Annotated in this window: 21 protein-coding genes and 1 pseudogene; 14 read left to right on the forward strand and 8 right to left on the reverse strand. The window is 69.0% G+C overall.

Going from position 1 to position 19,613, the window contains the following annotated elements:
* Positions 1-280: 280 nt before the first annotated feature.
* Positions 281-1,029: pseudogene (locus FHR38_RS28895) on the forward strand (transposase); the annotation flags it as partial.
* 218 nt (positions 1,030-1,247) lie between these two features.
* Positions 1,248-2,747: an ISL3 family transposase gene (locus FHR38_RS28900; protein WP_221449231.1), complete on the forward strand. Its 1,500-nt coding sequence runs from the start codon at positions 1,248-1,250 to the stop codon at positions 2,745-2,747.
* Between the two features lie 246 nt (positions 2,748-2,993).
* Here FHR38_RS28900 and FHR38_RS33665 read toward each other — a convergent pair whose 3' ends face one another.
* Positions 2,994-3,149 carry a hypothetical protein gene (locus FHR38_RS33665; RefSeq protein ID WP_376771446.1) on the reverse strand — a complete coding sequence of 52 codons (156 nt, stop codon included), beginning with the start codon at positions 3,147-3,149 and terminating at the stop codon, positions 2,994-2,996.
* 287 nt (positions 3,150-3,436) lie between these two features.
* Here FHR38_RS33665 and FHR38_RS28910 point away from each other — a divergent pair, with 287 nt between their 5' ends.
* The 4 genes from FHR38_RS28910 (at position 3,437) to prcA (ending at position 6,340) form a co-directional block, all read left to right on the forward strand.
* On the forward strand, positions 3,437-4,129 hold the full coding sequence (locus FHR38_RS28910) for an ISAs1 family transposase (protein WP_184538128.1): 693 nt from the start codon (positions 3,437-3,439) through the stop codon (positions 4,127-4,129).
* Positions 4,130-4,163: 34 nt separating this feature from the next.
* Positions 4,164-4,379 carry a ubiquitin-like protein Pup gene (locus FHR38_RS28915; protein ID WP_184538130.1) on the forward strand — a complete coding sequence of 72 codons (216 nt, stop codon included), beginning with the start codon at positions 4,164-4,166 and terminating at the stop codon, positions 4,377-4,379.
* Between the two features lie 203 nt (positions 4,380-4,582).
* Entirely contained in the window at positions 4,583-5,422 is an 840-nt protein-coding gene (gene prcB, locus FHR38_RS28920; RefSeq protein WP_184538132.1) for a proteasome subunit beta, read from the forward strand.
* 60 nt (positions 5,423-5,482) lie between these two features.
* Positions 5,483-6,340 (forward strand): proteasome subunit alpha, encoded by an 858-nt coding sequence (gene prcA, locus FHR38_RS28925; protein WP_184538134.1) that lies wholly within the window; start codon positions 5,483-5,485, stop codon positions 6,338-6,340.
* A gap of 106 nt (positions 6,341-6,446) precedes the next feature.
* Here the strand turns inward: prcA and FHR38_RS28930 are convergent, their stop codons facing one another.
* Genes FHR38_RS28930 through rfbB form a run of 6 tightly spaced genes read right to left on the reverse strand, consistent with a single transcriptional unit; the run spans position 6,447 to position 11,725 of the window.
* Positions 6,447-7,472, reverse strand: a complete 1,026-nt coding sequence (locus FHR38_RS28930) for a glycosyltransferase family 2 protein (protein ID WP_184538137.1) — start codon at positions 7,470-7,472, stop codon at positions 6,447-6,449.
* The gene (locus tag FHR38_RS28935) at positions 7,469-8,773 is read right to left on the reverse strand and encodes a lipopolysaccharide biosynthesis protein (protein ID WP_184538139.1); all 1,305 of its coding nucleotides are present in this window, start codon (positions 8,771-8,773) and stop codon (positions 7,469-7,471) included. The genes FHR38_RS28930 and FHR38_RS28935 overlap by 4 nt, the downstream gene beginning before the upstream one ends.
* A 1-nt stretch (position 8,774) precedes the next feature.
* On the reverse strand, positions 8,775-9,476 hold the full coding sequence (locus FHR38_RS28940) for a glycosyltransferase family 2 protein (RefSeq protein WP_184538140.1): 702 nt from the start codon (positions 9,474-9,476) through the stop codon (positions 8,775-8,777).
* The gene (locus FHR38_RS28945) at positions 9,469-9,840 is read right to left on the reverse strand and encodes a DUF2304 domain-containing protein (RefSeq protein ID WP_184538143.1); all 372 of its coding nucleotides are present in this window, start codon (positions 9,838-9,840) and stop codon (positions 9,469-9,471) included. Before FHR38_RS28945 ends, FHR38_RS28940 begins: the two co-directional genes overlap by 8 nt.
* Positions 9,837-10,733: a dTDP-4-dehydrorhamnose reductase gene (gene rfbD, locus FHR38_RS28950; protein ID WP_312882469.1), complete on the reverse strand. Its 897-nt coding sequence runs from the start codon at positions 10,731-10,733 to the stop codon at positions 9,837-9,839. Before rfbD ends, FHR38_RS28945 begins: the two co-directional genes overlap by 4 nt.
* Entirely contained in the window at positions 10,730-11,725 is a 996-nt protein-coding gene (gene rfbB, locus FHR38_RS28955; protein ID WP_184538145.1) for a dTDP-glucose 4,6-dehydratase, read from the reverse strand. The genes rfbD and rfbB overlap by 4 nt, the downstream gene beginning before the upstream one ends.
* A 99-nt stretch (positions 11,726-11,824) precedes the next feature.
* On the opposite strand from rfbB, the gene rfbA reads away from it, so the two are divergent.
* From rfbA to FHR38_RS28970, 3 genes are all read left to right on the forward strand, one after another.
* Positions 11,825-12,685, forward strand: coding sequence for a glucose-1-phosphate thymidylyltransferase RfbA (gene rfbA, locus FHR38_RS28960; protein WP_184538147.1), 861 nt, complete (start codon positions 11,825-11,827; stop codon positions 12,683-12,685).
* 215 nt (positions 12,686-12,900) lie between these two features.
* On the forward strand, positions 12,901-14,259 hold the full coding sequence (pafA, locus tag FHR38_RS28965) for a Pup--protein ligase (protein WP_184538150.1): 1,359 nt from the start codon (positions 12,901-12,903) through the stop codon (positions 14,257-14,259).
* Between the two features lie 64 nt (positions 14,260-14,323).
* Entirely contained in the window at positions 14,324-14,524 is a 201-nt protein-coding gene (locus tag FHR38_RS28970; protein WP_184538152.1) for a hypothetical protein, read from the forward strand.
* Positions 14,525-14,575: 51 nt separating this feature from the next.
* On the opposite strand, the gene FHR38_RS28975 is transcribed toward FHR38_RS28970, so the two are convergent.
* Entirely contained in the window at positions 14,576-15,661 is a 1,086-nt protein-coding gene (locus FHR38_RS28975; protein WP_184538155.1) for a DUF3866 family protein, read from the reverse strand.
* 133 nt (positions 15,662-15,794) lie between these two features.
* Here FHR38_RS28975 and FHR38_RS28980 point away from each other — a divergent pair, with 133 nt between their 5' ends.
* The 5 genes from FHR38_RS28980 (at position 15,795) to tatC (ending at position 19,550) form a co-directional block, all read left to right on the forward strand.
* Positions 15,795-16,811 carry a helix-turn-helix transcriptional regulator gene (locus FHR38_RS28980; protein ID WP_184538157.1) on the forward strand — a complete coding sequence of 339 codons (1,017 nt, stop codon included), beginning with the start codon at positions 15,795-15,797 and terminating at the stop codon, positions 16,809-16,811.
* Positions 16,808-17,833, forward strand: coding sequence for a helix-turn-helix transcriptional regulator (locus tag FHR38_RS28985; protein WP_184538159.1), 1,026 nt, complete (start codon positions 16,808-16,810; stop codon positions 17,831-17,833). The genes FHR38_RS28980 and FHR38_RS28985 overlap by 4 nt, the downstream gene beginning before the upstream one ends.
* 10 nt (positions 17,834-17,843) lie before the next feature.
* Positions 17,844-18,089 carry a hypothetical protein gene (locus FHR38_RS28990; RefSeq protein ID WP_184538162.1) on the forward strand — a complete coding sequence of 82 codons (246 nt, stop codon included), beginning with the start codon at positions 17,844-17,846 and terminating at the stop codon, positions 18,087-18,089.
* A gap of 209 nt (positions 18,090-18,298) precedes the next feature.
* Positions 18,299-18,598: a Sec-independent protein translocase subunit TatA gene (gene tatA / locus FHR38_RS28995; RefSeq protein ID WP_184538164.1), complete on the forward strand. Its 300-nt coding sequence runs from the start codon at positions 18,299-18,301 to the stop codon at positions 18,596-18,598.
* Between the two features lie 19 nt (positions 18,599-18,617).
* Positions 18,618-19,550: a twin-arginine translocase subunit TatC gene (tatC, locus tag FHR38_RS29000; protein ID WP_184538166.1), complete on the forward strand. Its 933-nt coding sequence runs from the start codon at positions 18,618-18,620 to the stop codon at positions 19,548-19,550.
* Positions 19,551-19,613 lie beyond the last annotated feature (63 nt).

A 19,613-nucleotide genomic window follows, 5' to 3' on the forward strand; every position in this document is an offset into this window, starting at 1 on the left:
GATTCTGGGTGTGGAGTAGTTTGCTTGTTTAGTTATGGTGGTCGCGACCTTGTGGATGGGTTTCTGAGGGGCTGAATTGTTCGATCGAGGCGGTTATGGCTGGCTACCGTGCGTGGCCGAGTTGGGCTAGCCTCGGCCCTTCGTTAAGGGTTGTCCAAGGAGTGGGCCGGAAACAAGGAAGTGCCTTCTGATCAGGGAAAATAGGACTTGCTGAGGGTCCGATGTTCCTGTCACGGAAGGCACTTGCCGGGTGAAGGCTACCGCAACACGTCCGAAGATCATGGTGACCGGCGGTGGGCGGGGCGTGGTCGGGCACGCGGGTGCCCGTTTGCTCGCCGATCTGGCCGACGTAACAGGGTTGACCAGCGCGTTCGGTGAGGCCTTGACCGGGCTGCGCCAGCGGCAGCGGCGGGGCGGGCACGATCCGGGCCGGATCGCCGTGGACCTGGCGGTGATGCTCGCCGATGGTGGTGAGGCCATCGCCGATCTGGCGATACTGCGTAACGAGGCCGTCCTGTTCGGGCCGGTCGCGTCTGATGCGACCGCGTGGCGGCTGTTGTCCCGACTGGACGAGCCGATGCTGGCCGGTCTACGTGCCGCGCGGGCACGCGCCCGTGAAGTCGCCTGGGCCCAGCACGCCGAGGTGAACGGTGACCTGCCGCAGCCGATGGCGGCCGGCCAGCAGGCCGAGGGTCTGGTCCTGGACATCGACGCGACCATCGTGATCTGCCACTCGGAGAAGGAATCGGCGACCCGTACCTGGAAGAAGACGTTCGGGTTCTACCCGGTGCGCCGTGAGGCGCTGTTGACGGAGACCTACGTGAACGCGCCGAGGTCTGCGAGATCACCGGCCTGTTCGACACGGCCGGCTGGCCTGAGGGCACCCGATTCCTCGTCCGCCGCGAACGCCCACACCCCGGCGCCCAACTGACCTTGTTCGACACCATCAAAGGCTGGCGGCACCAAGTCGTGGCCACCGACACCCCACCCGGCAACGGCAGCATCCAACACCTCGAAGCCCGACACCGCGCCCACGCCCGCGTCGAAGACCGCATCCGCACCGGCAAAACCACCGGCTTCGGCCGATTCCCGTCCCGGAACTGGGCTCTGTCGCCGATCTTGTGATGTGGACAGTTCCATGCCGGGTAGGGCAGGCTCGTTGATCATGTTTGGCGTGTTCGCTTGTGGAGCAGTTACTGCCGCATCTGTCGGGTCTGTCGATCGAAGCTGTTGAGCATCGTGACGGCGTGGTGGTGCTGTCGGGTCGGGCTCGGGCCGCGACCGCGCGGTGCGGCCGTTGCCAGCAGCGGTCGGGCAGGGTTCATGGGCGTTATCAGCGGCGGCTGCGGGATGTCGCGATAGCCGGAACGGCGTTGCTGCTTGAGGTGCAGGTCCGGCGGTCTCGCTGCGAGAACACCGGTTGCCCGGCGAAGACGTTCGCCGAGCAGATCGATGGGCTGACCGCGCCGCATGCGCGGTTGACGCCGGGGCTGCGCGGCATGCTCACGCAGATCGGACTGGCGCTGGCGGGCCGGGCCGGTTCTCGGCTGGCGTCGGTGATCGGGGCCCCTGCGGGCCGCGACACGTTGTTGCGGCTGGTCAAGGCATTACCTGACCCGCTGATGCCGCCGATCACGGTGCTCGGCGTTGATGATTTCGCGTTCCGCAGAGGGCGTCACTACGGCACCGTGCTAATCGATATGATCAGCCACCGTCCGGTTGACATGTTCGACGGCCGTGACGGCGCCAGCCTCGCCACGTGGCTGCGGCAGCACCCCGAAGTTGAGGTGATCTGCCGCGACCGCGCCGGCGGCTATGGCGAAGGTGCCCGCACCGGCGCCCCGGACGCGGTTCAGGTCGCGGACCGGTTCCACCTCTGGCAGAACCTGGGCCAGGCGGTCGAGAAGACCGTCAACGCGCACCGGTCCCGGCTCGTCGCCCCGGCACCGCCACCAGCCGACGACACCATGCCCGCCGAGGTGCAGCCGCTACCCGAGAAGAAGATCGTGACCCGCCTTCGTGAACACCACGTCGCTGTTCACGGACTGGCCGCTCAGGGATTGAACAAGTCGGCGATCGGCCGCAAGCTCGGTTTGCACCGGGCCACGGTCCGCAAATACCTGAACGCCACCAGCGTCGCCGAGTTGACCGTTGTTACCGAGCAACGCGCGCACCTGGTCGACGACTACGTCGCCTACCTGCACCAGCGCTGGAACGAAGGAGAACGCAACGCCACCGGACTGTTCCGTGAAATCAAACAGCAGGGTTATCCCGGCGGGGAACTGGCCGTTCAGCGTTACCTACGCCGCTTCCGCAAAGGCCTCGGCCACGCCCCGCGACCCGGCCCGAAACCATCATCAGTGCGGCAGGTCACCTCATGGATCATGACCCACCCCGACGACCTCGACCCCCGCAACACCGCCAAGCTGCGCGAGGTTCGCAACCGCGATCGGGACCTGAACCGGCTGGTCCAACACGTGCGAGCCTTCGCAGTCATGATGACCGGCCGACACGGCGAGCGCCTCGACGCATGGATCACCGCCGTCGAACACGACACCCTCACGCCCCTGGCCGGATTCGCCCGGAACCTACGCCGTGACCTCGACGCCGTCCGCAACGGCCTGACCCTGCCGCACAGCTCCGGCCCGGTCGAAGGCAACATCAACCGCATCAAGATGATCAAACGCCAGATGTTCGGCCGCGCCGGCCTCGACCTACTTCGCAAACGCGTCCTACTCACGCGCTGAGGCATCTTCACAAAACCGGCGACAGAGCCCCACAGTGGTGTGTCGCGTGGCGAGGTAGGGACGAAGCTCCGATAGGACGAGGTCTTCTCATGGATCTTGTCTTCAACGGAGCTTCGTCGTGGTGCAATGTGTCATGTCCGACGCTGATGTGGCGTCGGTTGCGGGTGTTCCGGTAGCTCAGGCGTACGCTGACCTGCTGGAGTTGCTGTCCGGGGTGTCCGACGGCCGGTCGTCGCAGGGCCGGGATCATCCGGCGGCGGTGGTGTTGGCGCTGGTCGCGGCGGCGACGGTGGCGGGTTGGGTGGCCGACGTGCCACAACCCGCGTTGACCGACTTGTACCTACGCGCCGGTGTGCTGCCGGCGGGTCGGCCGTCGCGGTCAACGCTGTGGCGGGTGCGCACCGATACCGATCCGCAGGACCTGGACACCGCGATCGGGGCCTGGACGACGGCCCGCCGATCGGGTCTCGATCCGGCCGCCAAGGCTCTGCCCGAGAACGATCCGGCACCGCAGTCCGCACCGGCTGACCTGGTCCGCTTGGACGGCAAGACCGTCTGCGGCGCCGTCGATGCCGACGGGCAACAACTACACCTGCTCGCGGCGTTGGCCGGTGGCGTCGAGCCCGGCACACCGGCGGTGGTGATCGGACAGGTCGACGTCGCCGGGGCCAAGACCAACGAGCCGGCCCGTGCCCGGGGACCTGCTCGAGACCCTCGACCTCGACGGCAGGACCGTCACCGCGGACGCGTTGCACACCGTCAAGGCCACCGCCGAACTCATCCACGCCCGCAGCGGCCATTTCCTGTTCCCGGTCAAGGAGAACCGGCGGGCCCTGTTCGACGCCCTCAACACGCTGCCCTTGCCAAGTGCGCCGGTCGCCGCCAGTCGCATCGATACCAGCCACGGACGGATCACCCGGCGCACGATCCAGGTCCTGCCCGCCCCGCCCGGCCTACCATTTCCCCACGTCAACCAGGTCTGGCTGATCGAACGCTACGTCACCGACGCCGCCGGTCGGCACCTCAGCGCCGCCGCCCAGCTCGGCGTGGCCAGCCACACCCCCGAGCAGGCCACACCCGCCCAGATCGCCGCCTTCAACCAGCGCCACTGGGCCATCGAATCGCTGCACTGGATCAGATACACCTGCTACCGCGAAGACGCCAGCCGAGTCCGTACCCGCAACGGACCCCGCGTCCTGGCCTCCATACGCAACCTGGCCATCAACGCCCTCCGCCTGGCCGGACGCTGCGACATCACCGAAGCCACCCGCTGGGCCAGTCGCAACATGACAGACCCTTCACCATCCTCGGACTCGCATCATGGTCTCGAAACGCCCGTGCCCGTGCAAGTGACCGCCCACATCGTCGCCGCTAGGGGGTAAGTTTTCTCCAAGCGATCGTGGAGGAGGCACCCTGATGGCTACTCGTGACACCGGCGGTCAGTCCCAGTCCGGCAAGGCACGTCGAGACGAGGAAATCGAGGACGTCGCGACCGAGGTCAACCCCGAGGTCGCCGAGCGGCACGCCGAGATCACCGAGGACGTGGACGACCTGCTCGACGAGATCGACTCCGTACTGGAGGAGAACGCCGAGGAGTTCGTCCGGGGGTACGTGCAGAAGGGCGGGCAGTGATCATCCGCCGCTAGTATTGCGGCAGGCCCTCCGGCATGGCTGGCTGCTCGGCCGTGACCAGGGGACAACACGATGACTACGAACTCTCCCGGCCTGCGGTCGGGAGGTAGTCTGCTTCAACCGCAACGGTGGCCTTGCCGGCTCCGCGTGGCGACGCGTGGGGTCTTCAGCCGAGGCGATCACGTACCTGAGAGAGGAACCACGTGGCAGCGGGTTTTGATCCATCCGGCCGTCTACCAGATGTGTTCACCAACGCGGGGACGTCCTCCTTCACCCAGTTCCTGAGCATGGCCGCCCCGGATCTGCTGCCCGGTCGCCGGCCGCTGCCACCGGGTATGGCCGCCGACCTCGCCCCGCACGCCACCACCATCGTGGCGATCTCCTGCCAGGGCGGGGTGGTGATGGCCGGCGACCGGCGAGCCACCATGGGCAACCTGATCGCCAGCCGGGACATCGAGAAGGTGCATCCCGCCGACGCGTACTCCCTGGTGGGCATCGCCGGCACGGCCGGTATCGGCATCGAGATGATGCGGCTGTTCCAGGTCGAGTTGGAACACTACGAGAAGATCGAGGGCGCGATGCTCTCCCTCGACGGTAAGGCCAACCGCCTGGCGTCGATGATCCGAGGCAACCTCGGTGCGGCGATGCAGGGGCTGGCCGTGATTCCGCTATTTGCCGGCTTCGACCTGTCCGCCAGTGACTCGGCCCAGGCTGGGCGGATCTTCAGCTTCGACGTCACCGGCGGTCCCTTCGAGGAGCGCGGCTACAGCGCGATCGGCTCCGGCTCGCTGTTTGCCAAGTCTGCGCTGAAGAAGCGCTATCGCACCGGGCTGAGCACCGACGAGGCGGTCCGGCTCGCGGTCGAGGCCCTGTACGACGCGGCTGACGACGACACCGCCACCGGTGGACCGGACCTGACCCGCCGGATCTTCCCGGTGGTGATGACCGCTACGGCCGAGGGCACGCACCGGCTCACCGACAGCGAGAGCGCCGCGATCGCCGAAGCGGTGGTCGCCGGCCGGATGGAGAACCCGGGCGGCTGACTCCGGTCTCACCCGCACACCCGTACGCCGTAGGCACAGTTCAGAAGGAGAACCGCCGCCGTGGCCATGCAGTTCTACGCCTCGCCCGAGCAGATCATGCGCGACCGTTCCGAGCTGGCCCGCAAGGGCATCGCCCGGGGACGCAGCACGGTGGTACTCAGCTACGAGGGCGGCGTCCTCTTCGTCGCGGAGAACCTCTCCAGCGCCCTGCACAAGGTCAGCGAGATCTACGACCGGATCGGCTTCGCCGCCGTCGGCCGCTACAACGAGTTCGAAAACCTGCGCCGGGCCGGGGTCCGGATGGCCGACCTCAACGGGCTCAGCTACGACCGGCGGGACGTCACCGGCCGGGCCCTGGCCAACGGCTACGCCCAGACCCTCGGCGCGATCTTCACCGAGCAGTCGAAGCCGTTCGAGGTGGAGCTCTGTGTTGCCGAGGTCGGTGCCACCCCGGAGGACGACGAACTCTACCGGCTCACCTACGACGGCTCGGTCAACGACGAACCGGGTTGCATGGCGATGGGCGGGCAGGCCGAGGCGATCTCCGGTGTGTTGCGAGCCAGCCACCGTGCCGACATGTCGCTGAGCGAGGCGGTGCAGTTGGCTGTCAAGGCGCTGGGCACGGTCGGTGGCGAAGGCGGTGCCGCCCGGACGATCGCCGCGAACCAGCTGGAGGTCGCGCTCTTGGACCGGCACAAGGTGGGGCGTACCTTCCGGCGGATCACCGGCGCTGCCCTCACCGCACTGCTCGACGGTGGCTCGGCGGCGAAGGACGCCGAGGCGGAGGTCGCGGCCGAGAGTCGCCCCGAGGAGCCGAAGGCACCCGGCGGCAAGCGGGCCAAACCCACCACCTCGGCCGCCTCCGCCGATCTGGAGGGCCAGGAAGGGCAGAAGGGCCAGAAGAAGAAGCCCGAGTAACCCGGATTCTGCGCGCTGAACAGCGGATGGGCCCGCCCCGAGTGGTACGGGGCGGGCCCATCCGCGTTTGAGAACGGCAGGTCAGCTTCGTTGCAGCGACGGCGGGTCAGGCCCGCTTCAGCAGCGGCCGGGACAGCTTCCAGTAGGCGCCGGCGAGTAGGTTGAACAGCCCCATGCCGGGTGGGGCGGCTTCGTTGAGCGCGACCTTGGCGGTCATCCGCTCGGCGATGACGCCGTCGGGCACCCGTCGCTCCGACTGCAACTGTCGCCGCCGGGCCCGTACCCATGCCCGGTTGGTCCAGAGCCAGCCCCAGCCGCGCGCCTTCTGCCGCCCCCAACCCCCGGCCACCGAGGCGGCGAGCATCGCCAGCTCCGTGGTGAGCAGCATCGGCGCGAGGACCGCCAGCGTACGGCCCTCGTAGGCGGTGAGCAGCGTGATCAGCCGGTTACGCTCCACCAGGTACAGCTTGAGGGTGTTACGGGAGAACTCGTAGTGGTGGCGGACCACGGCATCGGGGACGTACTCGATGCGGAAGCCCTGCTGCCACAGCCGGAGGCTCAGCTCGGTGTCCTCGTGGTAGGCGAAGTATTCGGCCGCGAAGCCGTCCAGCTTTCGCCACACCTCGGCGCGCATCGCGAAGCAGCATCCGCTCACCGACGGTACGGTTGTCCGCCGCATGTGCTGGCTGGCCGGCTCGCCGTTGCCACCGGCCCAGGACAGGCCGGTGAAGTGCAGCGGGTTGCCGGAAGTGTTGATCGTGTCGGGGCGGTCGGCCAGCCGGATCGAGGCCATCGCCGCGCCGACCCCGTCCTCGGCGGCGACCGCGACGATCTTGGCCAGGGCGTCCGGAGTGACGATCGCGTCGGAGTTGACGAAGACCAGGAAGTCGCCGGTCGCCTCGGCCGCGCCCACCCGGCAGCCGCCGGAGTAGCCGGTGTTCTCCTCCGGCCGCAGGACGCGTACCCCGGCGAAGCCCTTGACCACCTCCACCCCCTCACCGGTGCAGCCGTTGTCGACCACGATGAGGTCGACGGCGACGTCCGTGCTGGCGAGTACGGCCCGGGCGGCGTCGGCCAGCCAGGGCTCGGCACCGTAGGCGAGCATCACCGCGGTCACGCGGGGAGGGGTCATCGGTAGTCTCCGGTTGCGGGGGACGACGTCACGGGTTGGGGGGTAGTCGTCGGGCCGGTGGTTCCCGCCGATCGGCGGAGGAACAGGGCCATGCCCGCGACCACCACCAGCGAGCCGACCGTGTAGGCGATCTCGACCCGCTGGGCCACCGACATCGGGACGAGGGTGACGACACCGAGGGCGACGGTGCCGACCACCCAGGACAGGGCCTGGGCCCGGTGTCCGTTCCGGGCCAGGATTGCCTGACCGAGCACCATCGCCCAGAGGTAGAGCAGGGTGCCGACGGATAGCCAGGCGAAGTCGACCCGGGTCAGCACGTCCGGCGCGTCGAACAGGGTGCGTACCAGCCAGGGGCCGAGCAGGGTGGCGAAGAACGAACCGACCGCGCCGAGCGCCGTGACGATCATCAGGGCGCGGCGGAGCAGAGAGTTGAAGGCGCTCTGGTCCCCGGCGGCGGCGGAGGCCGCCAGGCCGGGCAGCAGGGACGCCTGCAGGGAGGCGAAGACGAACAGCGGGATCCGGACCAGGACCAGCGCGGAGAGCAGTGCCCCGGCGGTGGCGACGTCATCCGGTTCGAGGAGCCGGACGTTGATCACGCCGATGTTCACCACGACCTGGGCGAGCAGGCTGGAGACGGTGAGCAGCCCGAGCCCGCGCAGCAGCGGGGCCCAGGGCAGCGGTAGGCCCCCGCCGATCGCCCGCAGCACCGGGGGCAGGGTGCAGACGACCGACACCACCGGAGCGAACACCAGCACCATCCCGTACCAGAACGGGGAGGTGACGCCGGCCAGTCCCAGGGCGGCGACCAGGCCGATCCGCAGTGCCCCGTCGATGCCGAGCTGTGTGCCGTACCAGGGGAACAGTTGTAGTCCAGAGAGCAGTCCCCGGGTGGTGTGTGCCACGGCGAGACCGGCCAGGGCCCCGACGAGCACCCAGACCAGGGCGGTGTCCCCGTAGAAGAGCCGTTCGGCGATCAGGTCGGCGGCGGCGACGATCAGTATCCCGAAGAGCGCCAGGAGCGCGGCGGCGATCATGCCGCCGCGCGCCAGCACGGGCCCCGGGGGGAGGCCGTCGGTGCGCCGGGTGGCCACCAGTCGGGCCACCTCCTGCTCGATCGGCATGAACAGGCCCAGCCCGACGGTGAACACGATGGACCACAACACGGACAGTGATGAGTAGTCGCTGGCGTTGAGCTGGTGTCCCGCGACGCCGAGGTGGACGTAGGAGGCGGCACCGAGCAGGGCAAGGCCGCCGCCGACCGCTATCGTCCCGGGCGGAAGCAGGTTGAGCAGACGTTTCATGTCACCTACGGACGAGGGCCAGGAGTAGTACGGCGAACGCGCGACCCAGATAGATCATCGCCTTGAACGGGGACTGGCTGGGGTTGCCGGCCATCCGCTTGCGCATCGCCACCGGCACCTGACGGACCTTGTGGCCACGCCGTGCCGTGTGCACGAGCGTCTCGACCGTGTCGCCGAGGTACTCCACCGGATACCAGGTGGCGAACATGTCGATGAGCTCGCGGTTGGCGGCCCGGAAGCCCGAGGTGGTGTCGGTCAGCCGGGTACCGGCCACCCAGGAGATCACTCCGGAGAGCATCACCATCGCCCACCGACGGGGACCGCCGACCCGGTAGTCGCCCTCGCCCGCGAACCGGGCGCCGATCACCAGATCGGCGGTGTCGAGCGCGTCGACCAGCTTCGGGATGTAGCGCGGATCGTGTTGACCGTCCGCGTCGACCTGGATCGCCACGTCGTAGTCGTGTTCCCGGGCGTACCGGTAACCCAGCCGCATGGCCCCACCGACGCCGAGGTTGAAGGGTAGCTTCGCCACGGCCGCACCGGCGGCGGCCGCCACCTGCGCGGTACGGTCGGTCGAACCGTCGTCGACGACGAGGACATCCACGGTGGGAAGCTCACCGCGAACCTCGCGGACCACGTCGCCGATCGAGCCCGCCTCGTTCAGCGCCGGGATGACGATCAGGACCCGCTTGTTGTTAATCATTGCGCGCCATCACTTCGGTCTCGGTCTGCTGACGTTCTTCGATCTTGGCCCGGAGTAGGGCCAGGTCCTCCGCGATGGTCCTGGTCTCCTCCTCCAGTCGGCTGACCTCCCAGCTCAGATGCACAGACATCAGCAGGAGGAAGACGATGCCGAGGAACAGGACCAGGCTGACCCCGGACTTCGCGCCGATCAGCTCGGCCGGCCGGTCCAGTAGCTTGGGGAAGATGGCCAGCGGGATGACGAGCAGTCCGACGCCCAGCCAGAGCAGGGCGTACTTCTCGCGGAGCTGGCGGCGGCGCAGCAGTTCCACGATTGCCGCGACCAGGACGAGCCCGGTCAGCGCTGTGATGAGGGTGAGCTTCATGCGACCTTCCGAGAGGTGAGCAGGCCGGACAGGGGGAGTGCCTCAGCCAGCGTCACGCGCCAATGCGGTAGCGGAGCCAGTCCTGCCGCCGCCCATCGACCGTGACCCAGCACACTGTACGCCGGGCGTCGTGCGGGTCGTGGATAGCGGTCACTGGTGGTCGGGCGGACCCGGTCGGGATCGAGGTCGGCGAGTTCGAAGATCGCTCGGGCCAGGCCGTACCAGCTGGTCTGACCGGACGCGGTGCCGTGATAGCTGCCGGCGGCTGCCCGGCCGGCCAGGGCCGCCTCACCGAGGGTCACCAACCGCTCGGCCAGCCGGTACGACCAGGTGGGCTGACCCAGTTGGTCGTCGACCACGTCGAGGTGGTCGCGCTCGGCCGCCAGCCGCAGCATCGTGGCGACGAAGTTGGGGCCGTGCGCACCGTAGAGCCACGCCGTCCGTACCACGTATCCGGCGTCGGGCAGGAACCTGGCGACCGCCAGCTCCCCGGCCAGTTTGCTCCGCCCGTACGCGTTGATCGGTGCGGTGGGGGCGTCCTCCAGGTAGGGGACGGTGGCGTCGCCGGGGAAGACGTAGTCGGTGGAGACGTGGATGAGCCGGGCACCGTTCTCGGCGCACGCGCGGGCCAGGTTGGCCACCCCGTCCCCGTTGACGGCGGTGGCCTCCGCCTCCCGGGTCTCGGCCCTGTCGACGTCGGTCCACGCGGCGGCGTTGACCACCACCGAGTGACCGGCGACGGCGGACCGGACGGCGGACCGGTCGGTCAGGTCCAGCTCCGCCCGGGTGGCCGCGGTGACCGGCCGGTCGGCCCGGCCGGTGAGTACGGAGACCAGGTCCCGGCCCAGCATTCCGCCGGCGCCGGTGACCAGCCAGCTGGCCGGAGTGGTCACGCCGCCGGGCCGATGCCGGCCTGTGCCTTCAGCGGCTGCCACCAGTTCCGGTTCTCCCGGTACCACTGGACGGTCTCGGCGAGCCCCCGGTCCAGGTCGATGCTGGGCGCGTACCCGAGTTCATCGCTGATCTTCGTGATGTCCAGCGAGTAGCGGCGGTCGTGGCCCTTGCGGTCGGCGACCGGGACGACCCGGTCCCAGCCCACGCCGCAGGCGTCGAGCAACCGCCCGGTCAGCTCGCGGTTGGTCAGCTCGGTGCCGCCGCCGATGTGGTAGACCTCGCCTGGGCGGCCCTTGTCCTGGACCAGTGCGATGCCGACGCAGTGGTCGTGCACGTGCAGCCAGTCCCGCACGTTGCCACCGTCGCCGTAGAGCGGCACGGTACCGCCGTCGAGCAGGTTGGTGACGAACAGCGGGATGACCTTCTCCGGGAACTGGTACGGCCCGTAGTTGTTGGAGCAGCGGGTGAGCACCACGTCCATGCCGTGGGTGCGGTGGTACGCCAGCGCGAGCAGGTCGGAACCGGCCTTCGAGGCGGAGTACGGGGAGTTGGGCGACAGCGGCCAGTCCTCGGTCCAGGAGCCCTCGTCGATCGAGCCGTAGACCTCGTCGGTGGAGACGTGGACGAACCGGCCGGTGCCGTGCCGTAGCGCTGCGTCGAGGAGGGTCTGTGTGCCCAGGACGTTGGTGGTGACGAACGGGGCCGCGCCGTGGATGGAGCGGTCGACGTGCGACTCGGCCGCGAAGTGCACGATGACGTCGTGGCCGGCGACCACCTGGTCGACTACGTCCGGGTCGCAGATGTCGCCCACCACGAACCGTAGCCGGGGATCGTTGGCCACCGGATCGAGGTTGGCCCGGTTGCCCGAGTAGGTGAGCTTGTCGAGGACGGTTACGGAGCTGGGCACCAGTTGTGGTCCTGTGCCGGTCAACAGCATCCGTACGTACTCAGACCCGATGAATCCGGCTCCGCCGGTGACGAGGATCCTCACGGGATCGGGAGTCTACGCGACGTGACGGTCGGGGGGCCGGGACCGTCAGCACGCTGACGCGCCGCGTCACCATGCTCGGCGTGCCGGTAGGCTCCACGGGTGCGCGGAATCCTTCTCGCCGGTGGCACCGGCTCCCGGTTGTGGCCGATCACTCGAGCGGTGTCGAAGCAGCTCATGCCGATCTTCGACAAGCCGATGATCTACTACCCGCTCTCCACGCTGGTCATGGCCGGGATCCGGGAGATCCTGGTGATCACCACTCCCGAGGACCAGCCGCAGTTCCAGCGGCTGCTCGGGGACGGCAGCCAGTTCGGCCTCAGCCTGGACTACGTCGCGCAGGCCCGGCCAGAGGGCATCGCCCAGGCGTTCGTCCTCGGGGCCGACTTCATCGGGGACGAGTCCGTGGCGTTGATCCTCGGCGACAACATCTTCCACGGGGTCAACCTCGGGCAGCAGCTCGCCGACCACAACGGGCTGGTGGGCGGTCGGGTCTTCGCCTATCCGGTGGCCAACCCCGAGGCGTACGGCGTGGTCGACTTCGACGACGACGGGCGGGTGTTGTCGATCGAGGAGAAGCCAGCCAAGCCGAAGTCCCGGTACGCGGTTCCGGGGCTCTACTTCTATGACAACAAGGTCGTCGAGATCGCCCGGAAGCTCGCTCCGAGTGCCCGGGGCGAACTGGAGATCACCGGGGTCAACGAGGCGTACCGCGAGCTGGGCGAGCTGACCGTGACGGTGCTCGACCGGGGCACCGCCTGGCTGGACACCGGAACCTTCGCGTCGATGATGCAGGCCGCCGAGTTCGTTCGGGTGATCGAGGAACGACAGGGCATGAAGATCGGGTGCGTGGAGGAGGAGGCGTGGCGGGCCGGGCTGATCGACGACGACCAGCTGCGCGCGCTCGCCCTGCCGCTGACCAAGAGCGGGTATGGCGAGTACCTCCTCGACCTGCTTCGCTGAGCCCTGCTTCGCTGAGCCCTGCTTCGCTGAGCCCCGCTCCGCTGAGCCGCACTCGGTCGCCTCGCGTGCCGGTGCGGCGCTGGCCGACACCTCGGCGTTCTGCGGTGGGTAGGACCGATCTGCCGCCGTACGTCCCGGGAGTTTTCGTCACCCGTGGTCAAGATGTCCCGCTGAGACAGTGACCAATGACGGCTTCGGGCGGCTAGTGTCTCATCATGGAACGGCGAATCTTCGGCCTCGAAACCGAGTACGGCGTCACCTGTACCTATCGTGGACAACGGCGGCTCTCCCCGGACGAGGTGGCCCGCTACCTCTTTCGCCGGGTGGTGTCCTGGGGTCGGTCCAGCAACGTCTTCCTACGCAACGGTGCCCGGCTCTATCTCGATGTCGGCTCCCACCCGGAGTACGCGACCCCCGAGTGTGACTCGGTCGCCGATCTGGTCACCCACGACCGGGCCGGCGAGCGGATCCTGGAGGGGCTGCTCATCGACGCCGAGAAGCGGCTGCACGACGAGGGCATCGCCGGCGAGATCTACCTGTTCAAGAACAACACCGACTCGGCTGGCAACTCCTACGGCTGCCACGAGAACTACCTGGTCTCCCGGCACGGCGAGTTCGGCCGGCTGGCCGACGTGTTGATTCCGTTCCTGGTCACCCGGCAGCTCATCTGCGGTGCCGGGAAGGTGTTACAGACCCCGCGCGGCGCGGTCTACTGCCTCTCCCAGCGGGCCGAGCACATCTGGGAAGGCGTCTCGTCGGCGACCACCCGGAGCCGGCCGATCATCAACACCCGCGACGAGCCGCATGCCGACGCCGAACGCTACCGCCGGCTACACGTCATCGTCGGCGACTCGAACATGAACGAGGTGACGACGCTGCTCAAGGTGGGCAGCGCGGACATCGTGCTCCGCATGATCGAGGCGGGCGTGGCGATGCGGGACCTGTCCCTGGAGAACCCGATCCGGGCTATCCGGGAGGTTTCCCATGACATCACCGGTCGCCGCAAGGTACGGCTGGCCTCCAACAAGGAGATCAGCGCCCTGGAGATCCAACAGGAGTACCTTGCCCGGGCCACCGAGTTCGTCGAGCGTCGGGGTGGTGACCAGACCGCCAAGCGGGTGGTCGAGCTCTGGGGTCGGGTGCTGCGGGCCATCGAGACCGGTGACCTCGAACCGGTGGCCCGGGAGATCGACTGGGTGACCAAGCTGCGGCTGATCGAGCGTTACCAGGCCAAGCACGAGCTGCCGCTGTCGCATCCCCGGGTCGCCCAGATGGACCTCGCCTATCACGACCTGCGCCGGGGGCGGGGCCTCTACGGTCTTCTGGAGCGCCGCGGTCAGGTCGACCGGATCGCCACCGACCCGGAGATCTTCGAGGCCAAGGAGACGCCACCACAGACCACCCGGGCCCGGCTGCGGGGCGAGTTCATCCGACACGCCCAGGAGAAGCGCCGCGACTTCACAGTGGACTGGGTGCACCTGAAGCTCAACGACCAGGCCCAACGCACCGTGCTGTGCAAGGACCCGTTCCGGGCGTACGACGAGCGAGTGGAACGCCTGATCGCGAGCATGTAGTCCGGCTCCGGCCGGCCCGGGTGCTCCACTGGCACCCAGGTCGGCCGGGTAGGCTGGGCGCGCTATGGCCTCTCACGAACCCTCCGACCGCGATCGGCGTGACCCCATCGAGGCACGCCGGAGCTGGATCGAACGCCGCCGCCAAAAGATCATCGACGAGGTCGCCCGCAACCGGCGGGGCGAATACACCGTACCGACCTGGGTGCTCGCGGCAGCACTCGTGCTGATCGTGGGCGGCTGGCTCGCCCTGATCTTCATGGTCTGAGTCGGCTGACCGGTGCCACGTTCGGGTCAGCCAGTCGGTTCCACGCTCGGGTCAGCCGGCCACGGTTGCCGCGTACCGGCCGGCGGCGGCAGCGGTGAGGAAGTAGGCGTAGTCGGCGTCTAGGCCGCGTCCCATCGTGGATAGCGGGACCGGGGTCGACCGCAACGCGGCGTCCAGTCCTTCGGTGTCGATCCGTACGACTCGGTGGCGCGCGGCCAACGGGACCAGCGCCTCGTCCACGGCGGCCGCCAGCTCCGTGGGCAGACCGACCGGCAGCACCAGTTCGGCCGGGGCGAGCGCGACCCGGCCGTAGGCGGTCACGCTGTGGTGGGACAGTCCCTGGTGCCGGGGACGAAGGTCGGCGGCGGAGACTCGCAGCGACCCGATCGGACGACCGCCGAGCGCGGCCGTGGCGTTGACCGCCTCGCCCACGGCGACGCCGGAGAACCCCCACCGCGTGCCGGTGCCCAGGTTGCCCGGTCCCTGGGCGACCACGACGATGTCCGCGCCGAGGGCGTGCTGGGCCGCCAGCAGGCCGCTGTGGATGTTGGTCGCCTCCAGGTCGCCGCCGAAGGCCTGACCGACGGTGACCGTTCCCACCAACTCGTCCCGCAGGCCGTCGAGGGTGCGGGAGAACCAGGCCGGCAGGGCACCACCGTCGGTCATCACGTACGCGATCCGGGAGGTGGGGGCGTCGGCGCGGATGCCGGCGACGATCGCTGGTAGGGCCGAGTGCAGGTCGGCGGTGACCACCGGGAGCCCCGCCAGGTCGTCGGCGTCGGCGAGTACGGCCCGGTACGGCGAGGCCTCCTCGTCGACGCCGAGCATGATCGGCTGGAGCGGGGTGTACCTGGCCTTGACCAGGTGGCCGGTGTCCCGGCTGTCCCCAGCACCGGGCGGGTCGGCGGGGAGCCGGTCGGGCAGGGCCACCACCAGCGCGTAACCGCCGGTACCCAGCCCCATCACCAGTGCCCCGACATTGAGCAGCACCCGATCACCGGGCTCGGCCGTGCCGACCAGCGCGGGGTAGGCCAGGGCCCGTAGCTGGGTTCCGTCGGGCAGGGCCACGTCCAGTTCCATCGCCCCGCGCCAGCTTCGCCGTACCGCCGTCACCGTGCCCGACCGCCATCGCACCATGCCCGGCACGCTAGCCGGCTGGCCGCCGGATCCGACAGCGGGGGCGGAAGGTCCGCCAGCACAGCGGGGCAGCAGGCCGAAACCGGGCGCACGGGTGTACGGCCAACAAGCGCGCACTGCTAGCGTCATGCACGTGTCGCGGACCCGCACCGAACGCCTGGTCAACCTGGTGATCTGCCTGCTGTCCACGCGGCGGTTCCTCACCGCCGCGCAGATCGCCGCGACCGTGCCAGGCTATGAACACGATCCGGACGACATCCGCGACCACGAGGCGTTCCAGCGCAAGTTCGAGCGGGACAAGGCCGAACTGCGGGAACTGGGGGTGCCCCTGGAGACCGGCACCGCCAGCGTCTTCGATACCGAACCGGGCTACCGGATCGCGCACCGGGAGTACGCACTACCCGACATTCCCCTCGAACCAGACGAGGCGGCAGCCGTCGGTATCGCCGCTCGGCTCTGGCGGCATGCCGGACTAGCGGCGGCAGCCTCCTCCGGACTGGCCAAACTCCGCGCGGCCGGCATCGACGTCGACCCGCAGGCCACCCTGGGCATGGAGCCGATGGTCACCGTCGACCCGGCGTTCGCGCCACTCACCTCGGCCGCCCGGGAACGGCGGACAGTCACCTTCGAATACCGGGTGCCCGACGACGACGCCTCCACCAGTCGCCGGTTGCAGCCCTGGGGGGTGGTCTGCTGGCGGGGCCGGTGGTATGTCGTCGGCCACGACCTGGACCGAGCCGCGACCCGCTGTTTCCGGTTGTCCCGCATCATCGGCCCGGTCCGGGCCACCGGCCGACCGGGTGCCTTCGTGGCCCCCACCGATGTCGACCTGATCAGCCACGTGGCGCGTTGGTCTGGACCGGTCGAGCAGACCGGCCGGGCCACCGTGCTGGTGCCCTCCGGTCGGGCGGCCGGACTGCGGCGCTGGGCGCACGAAACCCGTCCCGGCGCCGATGGCGACCAGCTGGTCCTGCCATATGCCGATGTCGAGTCGCTGGCCAGCCAACTGGTCCGCTACGGTCCCGACGTGCGGGTGCTGGATCCACCCGAGGTGCGGGAGGCGGTCATCCAGCGGTTGAAGGAAATCACCGCTCGGCACGACGAGGTGATCGCCACCGGTACGTGGCGGACCGACGGGGGGACGAGATGAGTGGTCCGACGCAGCGCGGGGGTGGCTCGCGCGCCTCGGCCGACCGGCTGGCCCGACTCCTCAACCTGGTGCCCTACCTGCTCGCCCGCCCCGGCATCGAGCTGGCCGAGGCCGCCGGCGACCTCGGGATCAGTGAACGGCAGCTACGCGAGGACCTGGAGCTGCTCTGGGTCTGTGGGCTGCCCGGCTATGGCCCCGGTGACCTGATCGACATGGCCTTCGACGGCGATCGGGTGACCATCACCTACGACGCCGGCATCGACCGTCCGTTGCGGTTGACCCCGGACGAGGCACTGGCGTTGGTGGTGGCACTACGGATGCTGGCCGAGACCCCGGGGATGGCCAACCGCGACGCCATCGACCGGGCCCTGGCCAAGATCGAGCATGCCGCCGGGGACCTCGCCGACGCACCGGTGACCGTCCGGATGTCGGGCACGGGAGACGGCGACCAGGTCGAGGCGCTGCGGAGTGCGGTGCAGCGGCAGCGAGCACTGCGGATCACCTACTACACCGCGGCCCGGGACGAGACGACCGAGCGTGTGATCGACCCGGTCCGGGTGCTGGTGATCAGCGGGCAGGCCTACCTTGAGGCGTGGTGCCGGCAGGCGGAGGCGATGCGCCTGTTCCGGACCGACCGGATCGATGCCCTCGACGAGCTCGACGAATCTGCCATGCCGCCGGACCAGGCCCAGCTGCACGATCTCAGTACCGGGATTTTTCGCTCCGCGCCGGACCTGCCCCTGGTGACGCTACGGGTTGGTCGGGGGGGCCGGTGGATCACCGAGTACTACCCGTGTGAACAGGTCCAGCCGGGCGAGGGCGAGGAGTGGCTGGTGTCGCTGCGGGTCAGCGATCTGGACTGGGCTCGCCGGTTCGTGCTCGGTCTCGGCCCGGACGCCACCGTGGTGTCCCCACCCGAGCTGGCCGTGCGGGTACGGGACCAGGCGGCGGCAGCGCTGGACGCGTACGCCCAGCCGGCGTCGCTCTCGGCCGATCCAGCGCCGGTCGCGGTCGGGCACTAGGCTGGCCGCCGTGGTGAAGTGGATCGTGCTCACGGTGGTGTTGCTCGCGCTGGTCGTACTGGCTCTCGCGATTCGGCCGGTGCTCGCCCGGCTGCGTCCCCTGCAACAGGCGGTGCGCAACCTGCAACGCCGGCAGGCCGAGGCGGAGTCGCTGCAGGCGAGTGCCTTCGCGTTGCAGGAGCGGCTGGCCGATCTCCAGCAACAGACCGAGACCGTCCAGCAACGGGCCACCGTGATCAGGGCCAAGCGCGGCTAGCTGACACCGGCATCGCCGGGGTGTGCGAAGCCGGGGGACGGGACGGCCAAATCGGGATGGTGCCCCGGTTGACGGGACACTTGTCGTTGGTCAAGACTTCACCGACCGGGCGAAACTGTCCTACGCCCGGCGGGTGGCGCGGACCGTCAGCACACGTACGATGGGCTGGTTACCCCTTACGTTCCCAATAAAGACCAACAGGAGCTTTCATGGGTGCCCTCAAGCCGTGGCACATCATCGTGCTCGTGGTCGTGCTGATCCTGCTGTTCGGCGCGAAGCGGCTCCCGGACGCGGCCCGTTCGCTGGGCCGATCGCTGCGGATCATCAAGGCCGAGACGAAGAGCCTCGCCGACGACGACAAGGATCTGGCCGAGAAGGCCGACGTCCAGCACGGCCGCCAACCGCTGCAGCCGGACAACGTCGTCCACCCGACCAGCGTGCACCAGCCCGGCTACCAGCCGCCCGCACCGCCGGTGAACGACCCGCAGCGCGTCCGCGACAACCACTGATTCGAGAGGCCCGGTAACTGTGCGGTTCGCCCTTCGTAAGCGCGGTCCGAGCAGCTTCGAGCGGGCCGCCGACGGCTCGATGACGCTCATCGAGCACGTTCGCGAGTTGCGCAACCGCCTGTTCCGCGCATCGTTGGCCATCGTGGTCGGGTTCGGCCTCGGAATGTGGTTGGCCGGCCCGGTCCTGAATCTGCTGAAGAAACCGTACTGCGACTTGCCGAAGGCCCAGTTGGCCAACGGCCAGTGCAACTTCGTGCAGCTCGGTCCGGCCGACCTGTTCCTGCTCAACCTGAAGATCGCCCTCTGGGTGGGGTTGATCGTGGCCGCGCCGATCTGGCTGTACCAGCTCTGGGCCTTCATCGCCCCGGGCCTGCACCGGCACGAGCGGCGTTACGCGTACGCGTTCGTCGCCATCGCCGCGCCCTTGTTCGCCGGCGGTGCGGTGCTCGCCTACTTCGTCACGTCGAAGGGGCTGGAGTTCCTACTCGACATCTCGGCCGCCGACATCAACACCACGTTGGACATCACCCGGTACGTCTCCTTCGTCACCAACCTGATCCTGCTGTTCGGAGTGGCGTTCGAGTTCCCGTTGGTCGTACTCATGCTCAACTTCGTGGGGGTGGCCAGCGCTCGTCGGCTCCTCGGCTGGTGGCGGATCGCGGTCTTCATCTTCTTCGCCTTCTCGGCGGTCGTCACACCGACGCCTGACCCGTTCGGTATGACGGCGCTGGCGCTCTGCCTGTCGGCGCTCTACTTCGTCGCCGTCGGGGTCGCGTTCATCAACGACAAGCGCCGTGGCCGGGGCAAGGAGATGTACACGGGACTGGACGACGACGAGGTGTCGCCGCTGGCCGACGACCGGGAACCGGTCGAGGCGAGCGAGGCGGTCGCCCCGGTCACCCCGGTTTCCGCGCCGACTCCGATCGATCGTCGCTACGACGACATGACCTGATCAGGTCGCCGTTCGCAGCCCACACGGCGAGCACCGTACCGGTGAGGCGGTACGGTGCTCGCC

Source organism: Micromonospora polyrhachis (assembly GCF_014203835.1).
Taxonomy (GTDB): domain Bacteria; phylum Actinomycetota; class Actinomycetes; order Mycobacteriales; family Micromonosporaceae; genus Micromonospora_H; species Micromonospora_H polyrhachis.

Coding starts and splice junctions, on each gene's coding strand:
- FHR38_RS28915 (WP_184538130.1), top strand. CDS start 4,164: ATGGCTACTCGTGACACCGGCGGTCAGTCCCAGTCCGGCAAGGCACGT.
- FHR38_RS28930 (WP_184538137.1), bottom strand. CDS start 7,472: ATGACCCCTCCCCGCGTGACCGCGGTGATGCTCGCCTACGGTGCCGAG.
- FHR38_RS28935 (WP_184538139.1), bottom strand. CDS start 8,773: ATGAAACGTCTGCTCAACCTGCTTCCGCCCGGGACGATAGCGGTCGGC.
- FHR38_RS28940 (WP_184538140.1), bottom strand. CDS start 9,476: ATGATTAACAACAAGCGGGTCCTGATCGTCATCCCGGCGCTGAACGAG.
- FHR38_RS28945 (WP_184538143.1), bottom strand. CDS start 9,840: ATGAAGCTCACCCTCATCACAGCGCTGACCGGGCTCGTCCTGGTCGCG.
- pafA (WP_184538150.1), top strand. CDS start 12,901: ATGGAACGGCGAATCTTCGGCCTCGAAACCGAGTACGGCGTCACCTGT.
- FHR38_RS28970 (WP_184538152.1), top strand. CDS start 14,324: ATGGCCTCTCACGAACCCTCCGACCGCGATCGGCGTGACCCCATCGAG.
- FHR38_RS28975 (WP_184538155.1), bottom strand. CDS start 15,661: ATGGTGCGATGGCGGTCGGGCACGGTGACGGCGGTACGGCGAAGCTGG.
- FHR38_RS28985 (WP_184538159.1), top strand. CDS start 16,808: ATGAGTGGTCCGACGCAGCGCGGGGGTGGCTCGCGCGCCTCGGCCGAC.
- tatA (WP_184538164.1), top strand. CDS start 18,299: ATGGGTGCCCTCAAGCCGTGGCACATCATCGTGCTCGTGGTCGTGCTG.